Source organism: Azospirillum sp. B2RO_4 (assembly GCF_051124815.1).
GTDB lineage: Bacteria > Pseudomonadota > Alphaproteobacteria > Azospirillales > Azospirillaceae > Azospirillum.
Map to the genome: position 1 here is coordinate 123,865 of NZ_CP118489.1, position 13,654 is coordinate 137,518.

The 13,654-nt window shown below is 72.5% G+C and carries 14 protein-coding genes; 8 read left to right on the forward strand and 6 right to left on the reverse strand.

All coding sequences use genetic code 11. The features are described from left to right. Nucleotide 1 precedes the first annotated feature (1 nt). Genes PWS46_RS24065 through PWS46_RS24095 form a run of 7 tightly spaced genes read left to right on the forward strand, consistent with a single transcriptional unit; the run spans nt 2 to nt 7,084 of the window. Nucleotides 2–1,588, forward strand: coding sequence for a chemotaxis protein CheW (locus PWS46_RS24065; RefSeq protein ID WP_434624116.1), 1,587 nt, complete (start codon nt 2–4; stop codon nt 1,586–1,588). A 20-nt stretch (nt 1,589–1,608) separates the two neighbouring features. Then, nucleotides 1,609–2,742 carry a chemotaxis-specific protein-glutamate methyltransferase CheB gene (gene cheB / locus PWS46_RS24070; protein WP_434624118.1) on the forward strand — a complete coding sequence of 378 codons (1,134 nt, stop codon included), beginning with the start codon at nt 1,609–1,611 and terminating at the stop codon, nt 2,740–2,742. 11 nt (nt 2,743–2,753) lie between these two features. Then, the gene (locus PWS46_RS24075; RefSeq protein WP_434624120.1) at nt 2,754–3,401 is read left to right on the forward strand and encodes a HEAT repeat domain-containing protein; all 648 of its coding nucleotides are present in this window, start codon (nt 2,754–2,756) and stop codon (nt 3,399–3,401) included. 5 nt (nt 3,402–3,406) lie between these two features. After that, a complete protein-coding gene (locus PWS46_RS24080) occupies nt 3,407–4,285 on the forward strand; it encodes a CheR family methyltransferase (RefSeq protein ID WP_434624121.1) in 879 nt (292 codons plus the stop codon). After that, the gene (locus PWS46_RS24085) at nt 4,282–4,677 is read left to right on the forward strand and encodes a response regulator (RefSeq protein WP_434624123.1); all 396 of its coding nucleotides are present in this window, start codon (nt 4,282–4,284) and stop codon (nt 4,675–4,677) included. Before PWS46_RS24080 ends, PWS46_RS24085 begins: the two co-directional genes overlap by 4 nt. Further along, nucleotides 4,674–6,845 carry a chemotaxis protein CheA gene (locus PWS46_RS24090; RefSeq protein ID WP_434624125.1) on the forward strand — a complete coding sequence of 724 codons (2,172 nt, stop codon included), beginning with the start codon at nt 4,674–4,676 and terminating at the stop codon, nt 6,843–6,845. Before PWS46_RS24085 ends, PWS46_RS24090 begins: the two co-directional genes overlap by 4 nt. After that, the gene (locus tag PWS46_RS24095; RefSeq protein WP_434624127.1) at nt 6,845–7,084 is read left to right on the forward strand and encodes a hypothetical protein; all 240 of its coding nucleotides are present in this window, start codon (nt 6,845–6,847) and stop codon (nt 7,082–7,084) included. The genes PWS46_RS24090 and PWS46_RS24095 overlap by 1 nt, the downstream gene beginning before the upstream one ends. 136 nt (nt 7,085–7,220) lie before the next feature. On the opposite strand, the gene bluB is transcribed toward PWS46_RS24095, so the two are convergent. The 3 genes from bluB to cobA are packed head-to-tail and all read right to left on the reverse strand — an operon-like array spanning nt 7,221 to nt 9,999. After that, a complete protein-coding gene (bluB, locus tag PWS46_RS24100) occupies nt 7,221–7,886 on the reverse strand; it encodes a 5,6-dimethylbenzimidazole synthase (RefSeq protein WP_434624129.1) in 666 nt (221 codons plus the stop codon). 6 nt (nt 7,887–7,892) lie between these two features. Continuing rightward, nucleotides 7,893–9,206: a cobyrinate a,c-diamide synthase gene (locus PWS46_RS24105; protein ID WP_434624131.1), complete on the reverse strand. Its 1,314-nt coding sequence runs from the start codon at nt 9,204–9,206 to the stop codon at nt 7,893–7,895. Next, entirely contained in the window at nt 9,199–9,999 is an 801-nt protein-coding gene (gene cobA / locus PWS46_RS24110; RefSeq protein WP_434624133.1) for a uroporphyrinogen-III C-methyltransferase, read from the reverse strand. The genes PWS46_RS24105 and cobA overlap by 8 nt, the downstream gene beginning before the upstream one ends. Before the next feature lie 58 nt (nt 10,000–10,057). Between cobA and PWS46_RS24115 the strand changes: the two genes are divergently transcribed. Continuing rightward, nucleotides 10,058–11,248 (forward strand): cobalt-precorrin-5B (C(1))-methyltransferase, encoded by a 1,191-nt coding sequence (locus PWS46_RS24115; protein WP_434624400.1) that lies wholly within the window; start codon nt 10,058–10,060, stop codon nt 11,246–11,248. Here PWS46_RS24115 and cobM read toward each other — a convergent pair. From cobM to cbiE, 3 genes are read right to left on the reverse strand one after another with little or no spacing between them, the layout of a single operon-like run. After that, nucleotides 11,227–11,988 (reverse strand): precorrin-4 C(11)-methyltransferase, encoded by a 762-nt coding sequence (gene cobM, locus PWS46_RS24120; RefSeq protein WP_434624135.1) that lies wholly within the window; start codon nt 11,986–11,988, stop codon nt 11,227–11,229. The genes PWS46_RS24115 and cobM overlap by 22 nt on opposite strands. Further along, entirely contained in the window at nt 11,985–12,428 is a 444-nt protein-coding gene (locus tag PWS46_RS24125; RefSeq protein ID WP_434624137.1) for a cobalamin biosynthesis protein, read from the reverse strand. Before PWS46_RS24125 ends, cobM begins: the two co-directional genes overlap by 4 nt. Continuing rightward, nucleotides 12,416–13,654, reverse strand: coding sequence for a precorrin-6y C5,15-methyltransferase (decarboxylating) subunit CbiE (cbiE, locus tag PWS46_RS24130; RefSeq protein WP_434624402.1), 1,239 nt, complete (start codon nt 13,652–13,654; stop codon nt 12,416–12,418). The genes PWS46_RS24125 and cbiE overlap by 13 nt, the downstream gene beginning before the upstream one ends.

Here is a 13,654-nt window from a genome sequence, read left to right on the forward strand (position 1 = left end):
CGTGGCCCAGGACGTGGCCGCCAGGGAAGCCGACGACGCCCTTGCCTTCGTCACGGTGGCGGTCGGCGACCTGCGCCTTGCCTTGCCGCTGGCGGCGGTTCGCGCGGTGATCCGGCTGCCGGAGCTGGTGCGCATTCCGCTGGGGCCGCCCAGCCTCGACGGGCTGGCGCAGTGGCATGGCGAGGCGGTGCCGGTTCTGGACCTTGCCGGGGCGTTGGGTCGGCCGGCGGCGGTTCCGGCCGGTGCGCAGGCCGCGCGGGAGACGCGTGTGGTGCTGGTCGGGCATCGCGGCCAGCCGGTGGGGCTGCGGGTGGATGCGATGGCCGGCATCCTGCGCAGCGATCCCGACCGCATCGATCCGGTGACGCAGGAGGAGGGCGGGCTCGATCCCGCCATGCTGGACGGCCTGCTGCGCGACGGCCCGGCCACCATCCTGAAGCTGGACGCGCTGATCGACCGCCAGTTCGGCGACCGGACGGAGGCGGAACGGCCGGGCCGGGGCACCGGCGGGTTCGGACGTGTGACGGCGGGCGAGGCCGGGGCCGGGAAAGCGGCGGCCGGACCCGATCACCAGGCTCTGCTGGTCTTCGAAGTCGCCGGTCAGGAATTCTCCCTGCCGGTGGACCGGGTGCGCGAGGTTCTGCCGGCGCCGCGCGAGATCGCCCGCATGGCGCGGGCCAAGGCGCATCTGCTGGGCGTGATGGCGGTGCGCGACCGGCTGCTGCCGCTGGTGGGGTTGCGCGCCCTGTTCGGCCTGGACGGCACCGGTGGACAGGAGACCGGACGCCGCGTCGTCGTGGTGCGGGCGGGGGCCGGGCAAGCGCCGGTCGGCGTGCTGGTGGACGAGGTGCGCGAGATCCTGCGGCTCGACCCCGCGCAGATCGACCCGGTGCCGCCGCTGCTGGCCCGCGAGCCGGAGTTCGAGGATTTGGACGGCATCGCCAGAGCCGAGGGCGGGCGGCGGCTGGTGTCGGTGCTGTCGGCGGAGCGGCTGTTCCGCCATGGCGCGGCACTGGCGGACAAGGCCGGCGCGGAAGCGGGCGGAAAGGGACACGGGATGGAACCGGCACGGCCTGCGGAGGGAAGCGGAAACGCGGAACGCTTCGTCGTCTTCCGTCTCGCCGGGGCGGAATATGGCCTGCCGGTCGCCGCAGTGCGCGAAGTGCTGCGCCGGCCCGACAGCATCACGCCGCTTCCCAACGCGCCCGACTTCGTCGCCGGTGTGCTGACCCTGCGCGGCGAGGTTCTGCCGCTGATCGACCAGCGCCGGCTGCTGAACCTGCCTGCCGCGGACTCCGCCGGGAAACCGACCGCCGGGCTTGAGCGCGGGCGGGTGGTGGTGGTCGGGCGCGACGGGCTGCTGGTCGGGCTGCTGGTGGACGGGCTGTCCGGCCTGCTGACGGTTCCGGCGGACGGGATCGGTCCGGCACCGGCGGTGTCGGCGGCGCAACGCCGGCTGATCCGCCGGGTCGCCACGCTGGATCCGGCCGGGGATATGGCCGGCGGCGCCCGCCTGATCCTGCTTATGGACGCGGACAGCCTGCTCGACATGGACCGGTTGGCCGACCTGCCCGTTATCCCGCAGTGACGGCTGGAGTGGGGGACGGCGTGCTGACGGTGCTGGTGGTGGACGATTCCGCATTGATGCGCCGGCGCATCGCGGATCTGTTGAGCGAGGCCGGATTCCGGGTGGAGACCGCCGCGACGGGGGAGGAAGCCCTGGCGCGCCTGCCGGTCGTCGATCCGGACGTGGTGACGCTGGATGTCACCATGCCCGGCATGGACGGGCTGACCTGCCTTGCCCGCATCATGGTGGAGCATCCCAAGCCGGTCGTCATGGTCTCCGCCCTCACCGGCGCGGGGGCGGAGGAGACGCTGGAGGCGCTTCGGCTCGGCGCGGTGGAGGCGGTGCAGAAGCCGGCCGCCGGCTCCATCGGCCGCATCGGGGAGGAGCTGGTGGAGACGGTGCGCGCCGCCGCATCCTCCCGCCCGCGCCGGGTCCGCGGCCTGCGCGAACGGCTGCGGCTGGCCCGCGCCCGCATCGCCGGGGAGGATTTCGTGGCGCCCGAGGGGATGCCGCCTGCGGTACCGCCCACTGTTCCTCTCACGATACCGTCGTCCACAGCGGCGGCGGGCGGCGAGGGCGAGGGGGTGGTGCTGGTCGGCGTCTCCACCGGCGGACCCAGCACGCTGGAGGACATCCTGCCGCTGCTGCCGGCCGGCTTCCCCTGGCCGGTGGTGGTGGCGCAGCATATGCCGGCCGCCTTCACCGCGACGCTGGCGCGCCGGCTGGACGAGTTGTGCGCGCTGAAGGTGGTGGAGGTGGAGCGGGCGACGGTGCTGGCACCGGGCATGGTCTGCATCGCCCGCGGCAGTGCCGACGTCGAGCTGGCGCGGCGCGGCGGTCGGCTTCAGGCGGTCTGCGTGCCGGCCTCGCCCGACCGGCCCTGGCACCCCAATGCCGACCGGCTGGTGACCAGCGCCCTGCGGCTGCTGCCGCCGGAGCGGCTGGTGGGGGTGCTGCTGACCGGCATGGGCAATGACGGGGCGGCGTCGATGGCCGAGATTCACGCCCGCGGCGGCCGCACCATCGCAGAGTCGGAGGACAGCGCCGTCGTCTTCGGCATGCCGCAGGACCTGATCCGGCGCGGCGGCGCCGGCGTCGTGCTGCCGTCGGGCCGCATCGCCGGCCAGCTTACCCGCTGGCTGATGCCTGCCGGCCGGCGCACCGGGATCGATTGAGGAGTGACGCCATGGGACTGGTGAAGAAGAAGGCCGCTCCGGAACTGGCCCCGGATTTGGCCCCGGTATTGGCCCCGGCCGCGACCGGCGCCCGGCCCAACGTGCTGGCTGCGCTCGAGGATGCCGACGCCGCGGTACGCCGAGACGCCGCCCATGCGCTGGGCCATGCGTCGCTGCCGGGTGCCGAGGCGGCGCTCGCCCACCGGCTTCAGTCGGAGGGGGATGCCGGTGTGCGCGAGGCCATCCTGACCGCGCTCGCCCGCATCGCCACGCCCGACGCGGCGGCGGCGCTGATCCCCTTCCTCGACCGCGAGGATGCGGCGTTGCGCAACGCGGCGCTGGAAAGCCTGCAGCAGATGCCGGCGGAGGTCGCCGCCCCGGCGCTGCTGCCGCTGCTCGACCATGCCGACGCCGATTTGCGCATCTTCGCGGTTCAGGGGCTGGGCAGCCTCGCCCATCCCGGCCGCGCCGACTGGCTGGCAGGGGTGATGGAGCGCGACGCCGACGTGAATGTCTGCCTCGCCGCGGTGGAGGCGCTGGCCGAGGCCGGCAGTCCGGAGGCGCTGTCCAGCCTGGAGACGCTGGCCCGCCGCTTCCCCGGCGACGCCTTCGTCGCCTTCGCCGTCGACGCCGCCCGGTCCAGCTTCCTCGGCGGGTGAACGGAGTGACCGACGCCGAGCCGGAAGGCCTGTCCCAGGAGGATTATGCGACGCTCTGCGGCTTCCTGCGGGACCGCACCGGCCTGTCCTTCACCGAGGCCAAGCGCTATTTCGTCGACCGCCGCGTCGCCGCCCGCATGCAGGCGGTCGGCGCGACGGGCCTGCGCGCCTATATGAACCTGCTGCGCTTCCAAGCGTCGGGGGAAGAGCTTCAGCGGCTCGTCAACCTGATGACGGTGAACGAGACCTATTTCTTCCGCGAGAAGTACCAGCTCGACTGTCTGGTGAATTCCGTGCTGGACGAGCTGGTGCGCGGACGGCCGAAGGGGTCGCGGCTGCGCATCTGGTCGGCCGGCTGCGCCACCGGCGAGGAACCCTATTCCATCGCGATCATGCTGCTGGAAAACTGGCGCCGGGTGGATGATTACGAGATCGAGCTGCTGGCGTCGGACATCGACAGCGCGGTTCTGGAACGCGCGCGCGAGGGCATCTATGACGAGCGCGCCCTGCAGGGGCTGCCGGCCCATCTGCGCGCCAAATATTTCCAGCCCCTGCGCGGTGCGGCCGAGACCGGAGGGCCGCGCTGGCAGATCGTCGAGGATCTGCGGGAGTCGGTCGATTTCTCGCTGGTCAACATCGCCGACCCGCAGCAGGTGCGGGGGTTTCGCGGGATCGACGTGATCTTCTGCCGCAACCTGCTGATCTATTTCGACGATCTGGGCCGACGGGAGGCGGCGAGCATGTTCCACGATGCCCTTGCGCCGGGCGGCTTCGTCTGCCTCGGCCATTCGGAAAGCATGAGCCGCATGTCCTCGCTGTTCGTCCCGCGCCGTTTCCCCGACGCCATCCTCTACCAGAAGCCGGCCGACGGAGGCGGAGCGTGAGCGGGCCGCGCATCCTGGTGGTGGACGACGCCGTGACCGTGCGCGCCTTCAGCCGCCGCGTGCTGGAAGCCGACGGCTTCGTGGTGGACGAGGCGGTGAACGGCATCGAGGGGCTGGAGCGGGCGATGGCCGCGCCGCCGGATCTGGTGATCGTCGACGTCAACATGCGCAAGATGGACGGCTACACCATGTTGCGCGTCCTGCGCCGCGACCCGAGCCTGCGTGACGTGCCCGCCATCATGATCAGCACGGAATCGAAGGACAGCGACCGCGAGCAGGCGCTGCTGGCCGGCGCCAACTGGTACATCGTCAAGCCGCCGCGGCCGGAAATGCTGGTGGAGGCGGCACGGCTGCTGACCGGACGGCCGCCCGACACGGAGGACGCGCCATGAGCGAGCTGTTCGACCAGTTCGTCGTCGAGGCGCAGGAGTTGCTGGAGACCGCCGGCGCCGCCCTGCTGGCGCTGGAGCGCGACCCGGCCGACCGCGCGTCGGTCGACGAGCTGTTCCGTGCCTTCCACACGCTGAAGGGGGCGAGCGGCCTGTTCGACATGCCGCCCTTCACCCGGCTGGTCCATGCCGGGGAGGACACGCTGTCGCTGCTGCGCGACGGCCGCCGGGCAATGACGCCAGAGTTGGCCGACCGGCTGTTCCGCGCGCTCGACCAGTGCGCCCGCTGGGTGGCGGCGCTGGAAGAGGCCGGCGCACTGCCCGCCGATGCGGCGGAGACCGCGGAGACGCTGGTCCGCGGGCTGGCCGGCAGCGAAGCGACGGCTGGGACGGCGGCTTCCGCTGGAGAGGCGGACGCTTTCCCCTGGGTGGCTACGCTGACGGACGCGGAGCGCGCCGCCGTGGGCGAGGGTGCGCTGAGCGCCATCGACTACACGCCCGATCCTGAATGCTTCTTCACCGGCGACGATCCGCTGGCGCTGTTCCGCCGGGTTCCCGACCTGCGGCTGCTGCGGATCGAGCCGTCGGAGCCGCTGCCGCCTTTGGCGCAGATGGACCCCTACCGCTGCCTCCTGCGCTTCCGCGCGCTCAGCGGCGCCGGGGTGGAGGCGGTCACGCCGGCCTTCCGCAGCGTGCCCGATCAGGTGCGGATCGGCAGCGTCACGCTGGCGCCGGTGTTTGTTCCGTCCGCGGCACCGCCGGAGTCGCTGGCTGCGGCGATGCTGGAGGAGCAGGCGCGCATCCTCGACCTTCCCGGCAACGCCGCCGAGCGCGACTCCCGCCGCGCCGCGGTGGCGCGGGCGGTCGCCGCGATCCTGACGGCGCTGGGGCAGCCGACGGAGCGCACCAGCGTGGAGGCCGCCTGCGCCGATGCCGCGACGCTGCGCCGGTTTCTGGCCGATGGACCTGCGGAAATGCCGGCCATGGCCGAGCCCCGTCCCGCCACCGCCGCGCCGCGCCGCGCCCTGCGGGTGGAGCCGGAGCGGATGGACGCGCTGATGGCGCTGGTCGGCGAGCTGTCGGTGGTGAAGGGGCAGTTGGGGCCGCTGGTCCGCCGCGCCGGGGATGGGGAGATGGCCCGCGACCTGAAGAGCTTCGAAGCCCGGCTGGACAGTCTGGTCGGCGACCTGCGCCATGCGGCGTTGCGGCTTCGGCTGCTGCCGCTGGCGCGCGTGTTCGATCCGCTGCCCCGGCTGGTGCGCGACACCGCCCGCCGGCTGGACAAGACGGTCGAGCTGGTGCTGGAAGGGGCGGAGACGGAGGCCGACAAGGACATCCTCGACGTGCTGGGCGAGCCGCTGCTGCATCTGGTGCGCAACGCGCTGGACCATGGCATCGAGGCGCCGGAACGGCGGGCGGCGGCGGGCAAGCCGGCGGGCGGCACGCTGCGGGTCCGCGCCTATCAGGACAAGGGCGGTGTCGTGGTGGAGGTGTCGGACGACGGCGCCGGCATCGACCCGGCGGCGATGCGCCGCGCCGCCGCCGCCAAGGGGCTGATGGAGCCCGACGCCGCCGCGGCGCTCAGCGATGACGACGCGGTGCGGCTGGTCTTCGCCCCCGGTTTCAGCACCGCCGGCAGTGTCTCCGACCTGTCCGGCCGCGGCGTCGGCATGGATGCGGTGCGGGCGGCGGTGGAGCGGGCCGGCGGCCGGGTGGAGATCGCCTCGACCCCCGGCAGCGGGACCCGCGTGCGCCTTTCGCTGCCGCTGACGCTCAGCATCACCCGTGTGGTGGTGGTGGAGGCGGCGGGATCGCTCTACGGCATCCCGGTGGCGCTGGTCGGCGGTGTCCAGCGGGTACCGCGAACAGAGATCCGTGCGGTGAAGCGGGCGGAAAGCGTCGTCCTGCGCGACCGGGTGATGCCGCTGGTCCGCCTGCGCCGTCTGCTGGGCCAGCCTGACGACGATCGGGTACGCGAGGCCGATTGCGTGGTGCTGGCCGAACTGGGCGACGGGCCGGTCGCGGTGGCGGTGGACGATGTCGGCGAGCGCGCCGACGTGGTGCTGCGTCCGATGACCGGTGTTTTGCGGGGTCTGCGCGGCTATGCCGGTACGGCGGTGCTGGGCGACGGCCGGCTGATCCTGGTGCTCGATCTGCGGGAGCTGTTGTGATGCCGATCCGCTATGACGCCGATCTTGCCCGTTTCGAGGCTTCCTGCACGGTGGAGGATGCCCTGCCGCTCGCCGAATGGCTGGAGGCGACCGCCGCGCCGCGGGTAGACCTGTCCGCCTGTACGGACCTGCACACGGCGCTGCTGCAATTGCTGATGGCGGCCAAGCCGGCGGTGGTGGCGGGGCCGGAGGATGCGTTTTTGGGGCGCTGGGTGGGGCCGGTGCTGCGAGTGGAGTGATCCGCGCCTAGAAGCCCCGTTCTCGGCCGTCATTCCCGCGAAGGCGGGAATCCAGGCAGATCAGGCGCTTGAGCTGGAAAGCTGGATCCCCGCCTTCGCGGGGATGACGGTCGCATCAAGTGGGTGTTGGCTCCGATTAACCTGTCCCCTCCGCCTCCTCCCACCGATCCCTGAACACCAGATCCTCCAGCGGCAGGCGCTTGCGCCAGCCCTTGGTTTCCAGTTCCGGCGTCGCTTCGAAATGGGTGACGTGGCCCAGGCAGAGATAGGCGATCGGCACGATCCGCTCCGGGATGCCGAGCGCGGCCTTCAGCGCGTCCTCGTGCAGGATGCTGACCCAGCCGACACCCAGCCCTTCCGCCCTTGCGGCCAGCCACAGATTCTGCACGGCACAGACGCAGCTGTAGAGGTCCATCGCCGGCATGTGGGTGCGGCCCAGCACCACCGGGCCGGAGCGCTCGCGGTCGCAGGTGATGCACAGGTTCACCGGCGCCTCGCGGATGCCTTCCAGTTTCAGGCGGCTGTAGAGGCTGCGGCGCTCGCCTTCGAACATCGCCGCCGCTTCTTCGGTGGCGCGGGCGAAGTCGGCGTGGATGCGCGACTTCACGGCCGGGTCGGTGATGACGATGAAGTTCCACGGCTGCATGAAGCCGACCGACGGCGCGTGGTGGGCGGCCAGCAGGACGCGGTTCAGAACCTCGTCGGGCACCGGGTCGGGACGGAACTGCCCGCGCACGTCGCGGCGGGAGAAGATCGCCTTGTAGAGCGCGTCGCGTTCCGCCGGGGTGAAGTCCTCATCCATGCGCCGTCATCCCCGCGCGATCAGGTGGACGAAGGACCCCAATGCCAGCCCGCGCCGGCTGCCGAGATCGCCGAGGTCGCTGCCGTCCGCCGCCGTGGCCTGCAGCAGCGGCGCGTCCTCGCCGCGCGACAGCGTCGAGGCATAGTGGAACTCGTGACCCATCAGCGGGGATCCAGCCGGTCCCAGCGGCCCGTCGGCCAGCAGGGCCGCCCGGCGATAGCCCAGATGCAGCCGCCGCTTGGCGAAGGAGGTGCGCACGCCCAGCAGCCCGGTCATCGGGTGGGTGACGCCGTCGGCATCCTCCAGCGTTTCGCCCATCACCATGTAGCCGCCGCACTCGCCATAGACCGGCACCCGCTCCGCCGCCGCGCGCAGGCCGTCGCGGAAGACGTGGTTGGCGGCGAGGCGGCCGGCATGCAGTTCCGGATATCCGCCGGGCAGATAGACGGCGTCCGCGTCCTGTGGCGGCGCCTCGTCCGCCAGCGGGGAGAAGAAGCGCAGTTCCGCCCCGGCGGCCTGCCAGCCGGCAGTCAGGTGCGGGTAGACGAAGGTGAAGGCGGGATCCTGTGCGATGGCGATGCGCTGCCCCAGCGGCGGCAGGGCGGGAGCGTCGCTGCCGCGTCCGGCCCGTGACGGCTTGGCCAGCGCGACGACGCGATCGAGATCGACATGCTCGGCGACGAAGCGGCCGAGTGCGGCCAGCCGGTCGGCCAGCCCCTCCGTCTCGTCGGCCTGGACGAGGCCGAGATGACGCTCGGGCAGGCTGAGGTCGGGGGCGCGGGGCAGGGCGCCCAGCAGGGGGATGCCCAGCGCCTCGATGGCGGTGCCGGCAAGGGCGGTGTGGCGCGGGCTGCCGACATTGTTCAGCACGACGCCGCCAATGGTCACGTCGTCGCGGTAGGTGGCGAAGCCCTTGACCAGGGCCGCGGCCGACTGCGACTGGCCCTTGGCGTTCACCACCAGCAGGACCGGCCAGCCGGTGCGCGCCGCGATCTCCGCCGTCGAACCGGTGCCGGTGGCACCGACCCCGGCGACGCCGTCGAACAGGCCCATCAGCGCTTCGCAGACCAGCAGCTCGGCGCCCTCGGCGGCGCGGGCGGCCAGCCCGTCCAGCAGATCCGGCCCCATCGCCCATGTATCGAGGTTGACGCTCGGCCGGCCGGTGGCGGCGCGGTGGAAAGCCGGGTCGATGTAGTCCGGCCCCGACTTCACCGCCCCCACCGCCACGCCGCGGGCGCGCAGCGCCGCCAGCAGCCCCAGCGTCAGCGTCGTCTTGCCGGTGCCCGAGGCCGGGGCGGCGATGATGAGACCATCAGCCATGTTGCAGCGCCATTTGGCCCGGCAGCCATTCCAGCGCCGGGCGCAGCCGCACCACCTCGCCGATCACGATGATGGCCGGCGGTTCCAGATCGCTCGCCGCCAGATCGGCGACGCAGGTGCCGAGGCTGGTGACGAGGCTTTTCTGGTTGGCGGTCGTCGCCTCCGTCACCACGCCGACGGGGGTGTCGGCGGACAGGCCGCCGGCCATCAGCTCCGTCGCAATGGTCGGCAACGCCTTCCAGCCCATATAGAGGATCAGCGGCGCCTTGGTGGCGGCCAGCGCCCGCCAGTCCGGCCCGCCGCCCAGCGAATGGCCGGTCGCCAGGATCACCGCCTGGTTGGTGTCGCGGTGGGTCGCCGGGATGCCGGCATAGGCCGGGCCGGCGATGCCGGACGTGATGCCGGGTACGATGCGGAAGGGAATGCCCTCTGCCGCCAGCGCCTGCGCCTCCTCGCCGCCGCGGCCGAAGACGAAGGGGTCGCCGCCCTTCAGGCGCAGAACGCGATGTCCCTCCTTCGCCAGCTCGATCAGGCGGTTGGTGATGTCGTCCTGATGGGCGGAGGGACGGCCGCCGCGCTTTCCGGCGAACTCCAGCCTTGCCGACGGGCTGGCGAGCGCCATGATCCGTTCGCCGACCAGCGCGTCATGGACGATGACGTCGGCTTGCCTTAGACCTTGCAGGGCCAGCAGGGTGAGCAGGCCGGGGTCGCCGGGGCCGGACCCGGCCAGCCAGACGCTGCCGGGGGCGAAGGGGACCAGGACGCTTTCGGGAATGGACGACTCAAACGACATGAACGCGGACTCGGGCTCGGAGAAGACGGAAGGCGGCGTGGCGGATGCCGGAGACGGCATGCCGGAGCATGCTACACCCTTGCGCCGCGGCTGGACGACGGGAACCTGCGCCACCGCCGCGGCGCGGGCGGCGGCTGAGGCTCTGTTCGGCGGGGAGTTCCCCGACCCGGTGACCGTGACCCTGCCCGGCGGCCAGACCCCTGCCTTCGCCCTGGCGGTGACGGAGCGGGGAGAGGGGCCGGACGGCATCCCGGACGGTCCCTGGACCATGGCCGGCGTGGTCAAGGATGCCGGCGACGATCCCGACGTTACCCATGGCGCGCTGGTGCGGGCGCGGGTCTGGCGCGGCGCGCCCGGCAGCGGCGTGACATTCCGCGCCGGTCCCGGCGTCGGCACTGTGACCCTGCCCGGCCTGCCGCTGGCCGTCGGCGAGCCTGCCATCAACCCGGTGCCGCGCAGCATGATCGCGCAGGCGGTGAGGGAGGCTGCGGCCGAGGCGGGCCAGCCTGCGGATCTGGTGGTCGAGGTCGGGGTGGAGAATGGCGAGCAGCTCGCCAGGCGCACGATGAACGGGCGGCTCGGCATTCTGGGCGGGCTGTCGATCCTGGGAACCACGGGCATCGTCGTACCCTATTCCTGCGCGGCCTGGATCGCCTCGATCCAGCGCGGCATCGACGTGGCGCGGGCCGCCGGGCTGACCCATGTCGCGGCCTGCACCGGCGACCTGTCGGAAAAGGCGGTGGTCGCGCGCTACGGCCTGTCGGAACAGGCGCTGCTCGACATGGGCGATTTCGTCGGCGGCACGCTGAAGTACCTGCGCCGGCACCCGATTCCACGCCTGACGCTGTGCGGCGGATTCGCGAAGTTCGGCAAGCTGGCGCGCGGGCTGATGGACCTGCACAGCAAGCGCAACAGCGTCGACTTCGACTGGCTGGCCGAACGGCTGGCGGAACTGGGCGCCGGGACGGATCTGATCGCGCAAGCGCGCGGCGCCAACACCGCGGCGCAGGTGCTGGGCATGGCGGACGCCGCCGGCTTGGCCCTGGCCGATCATGTCGCCGAACTGGCCCGCCGCGCCGCGCAGAATGTGCTGGAGGATGCGCCGGTCGCGGTCGAGGTGCTGGTCACCGACCGGCAGGGGCGCATCGTGGGGTGTGCTCCCTCTCCCGCGCCCATGAACCCTCTCCCCCCCGGGGAGAAGGAGATTGGTGCTGGCTTGGGCAAGCCTCACTCCCCCAGCCCCCGGTAACGCCGCACATGGCTGCCGTCATAGAGCGCGCTGCAGCGGAACTCCTCATGACCCAGCGCCGGGCCAACCAGGATCAGCGCGGTGCGCTCCATCGGTGACGCCGCGACCTGTTCCGCGATGTCGGCCAGCGTGCCGCGCAGCACCCGCTCGTCCGGCCAGGTGGCGCGATAGACCACCGCCGCCGGGCAGTCGGCGCCGTAGAGCGGGGTCAGCCGCTCCACCACCCGGTCGATGACGTGGATCGACAGGTGGATCGCCAGCGTGGCAGCGGACGCGCCCAGCACCTCCAGCGTTTCGTTCGCCGGCATCGCCGAGGCGCGACCCTCGGTGCGGGTCAGGATCAGCGTCTGGCTGACCTCCGGCAGGGTCAGTTCCCGCCCCAGCGCGGCCGACGCGGCGGCGAAGGCCGGCACGCCTGGGGTGATGGTGTAGGGGATGCCGAGTTCCCGCAGCGCGCGGGTCTGTTCACCAAGCGCGCTGTAGACCGACAGGTCGCCGGAATGCAGCCGGGCGACGTCCTTGCCGGCGGTGTGGGCGGCCTGGAACTCGGCGACGATCTCCTCCAGCGTCAGCGGCGCGGTGTCGACGATCCGCGCATCGGCGGGGGCATGGGCGATGATCTCCTTCGGGACCAGCGACCCGGCATAGAGGCAGACCGGGCAGCGCGCGATCAGGTCGCGGCCGCGCAGGGTCAGCAGGTCGGGAGCGCCCGGTCCGGCACCGATGAAATGGACGGTCATGAACGGGTCTCCAAAAGAGCGACGGCCGGCAGGGCGAGCGCCACGGTGGCGCGGGGGGTGGAGCGGCGCGGCAGCAGCAGGCGCGATCCCGGCCCGGCGGCGGCCAGCGCCGCGGCCTCCGCGACCGACGCCAGCCCGACCGCGGCCAACACGGTGGCGGAGCGGGTGTGGACGCGGTCCTGCGCGGCCAGCAGCGCGTCCTCCTCGATGAAGCGCAGCGGCAGGCCGAGCGCGCGGGCGGCCTCCGCCAATCCGGCCTCGTCGGCCTTCATCGCCGGGGCGGCGAGGGCCGCCAACTGGCGCGCTGCATCGGGCAGGGCTGCTTCGTCGAAGGCGGCGGCGACCAGACCGGCGATCTCCTCCCAGCCGCAGCCACGGCGGCAGCCCAGCCCGACGAAGACTGGGCCGAACAGCAGGGCTTCGGACGTCATGCGGTCCATGCGCCCTCCGCATACGGCTTCTCGGCCCGCCACAGTGTGACCGGCATCGCCGCCCGCCAGCCGCGGAAACCGCCGACCGCCGAGGCGCGCGCCACCGAAATCTGGGTCAGGTCGCCGCCCAACCGCTTGTGCGCGTCGAACAGCACCGCTTCGCTTTCCAGCGTCACCGCGTTGGCGGCGATCCGGCCGCCGGGGGGAAGGGCGTCCCAGCAGGCCGCCAGCACGCCATCCGCAGTCAGCCCGCCGCCGATGAAGATGGCGTCCGGCCGCTCCAGCCCATCCAATGCCACGGGGGCCTTGCCGCGCACCAGCGTCAGGCCGGGCACGCCAAAGGTCGCGGCGTTGGCGAGGATGCGGGCGATGCGCTCCGGGTGATGCTCGACGGCGATGGCGCGGTTGGCGGGGTCGCGCAGCATCCATTCGATGCCGATGGAGCCCGACCCGGCGCCGACATCCCACAGCAGTTCGCCCCGGCGCGGCGCCAGGAAGGACAGGGTGACGGCGCGCACCTCGCGCTTGGTGATCTGGCCGTCATGCTCGAACCAATCGTCGGGCAGGCCGGGCGCCAGCGGCAGGATTCGGGCGCCGGGTGCGGCGACGCAGTCGAGCGCGATGGTGTTGAGATCGGCGACCCGTTCCGCGCTCCAGGCGTCTGCGGTGGCCTCCAGCTGGGCCTCGCGCGGGCCGCCCATCGCCTCCAGCACCGTCAGGCGCGAAGCGCCGAAGCCGCGGGCGCGCAGCAGGGCGGCCAGCTTGGCCGGAGTCGTTCCGTCCCAGGAAAGAAGCAGCAGCTTGGCATTCGGTTGCAGATGCGGAACGACCTGCTCCAGCGGGCGGCCATGGATGGTCAGGCAGCGGCAGTCCTGCAAGGGCCAACCCAGCCGGGATGCCGCGAGGCTGAAGGCGGAGGCCGCCGGGATCACGGTCGTTTCCGCAGCCGGAACGAGTCGCGACAACGTGGCGCCGACGCCGTACCAGGACGGATCGCCACTCGCCAGCACGCAGATCCGCTGTCCGCGCCGGGCAATCAGTCCGGGGAAGGCGTCGGTCATCGGCGAGGGCCAGGACAGCCGTTCCTGTCCCGCAACGACCGGCACGAGATCGAGGTGACGGGCGCCGCCATAGAGGATGGTCGCGCCTTCCACCGCCGCGCGGGCGGCAGGCGACAAACCGTCCCAGCCATCCTCGCCGATGCCGACGATGCTGAGCCAGCGGGGCGTTCCCAT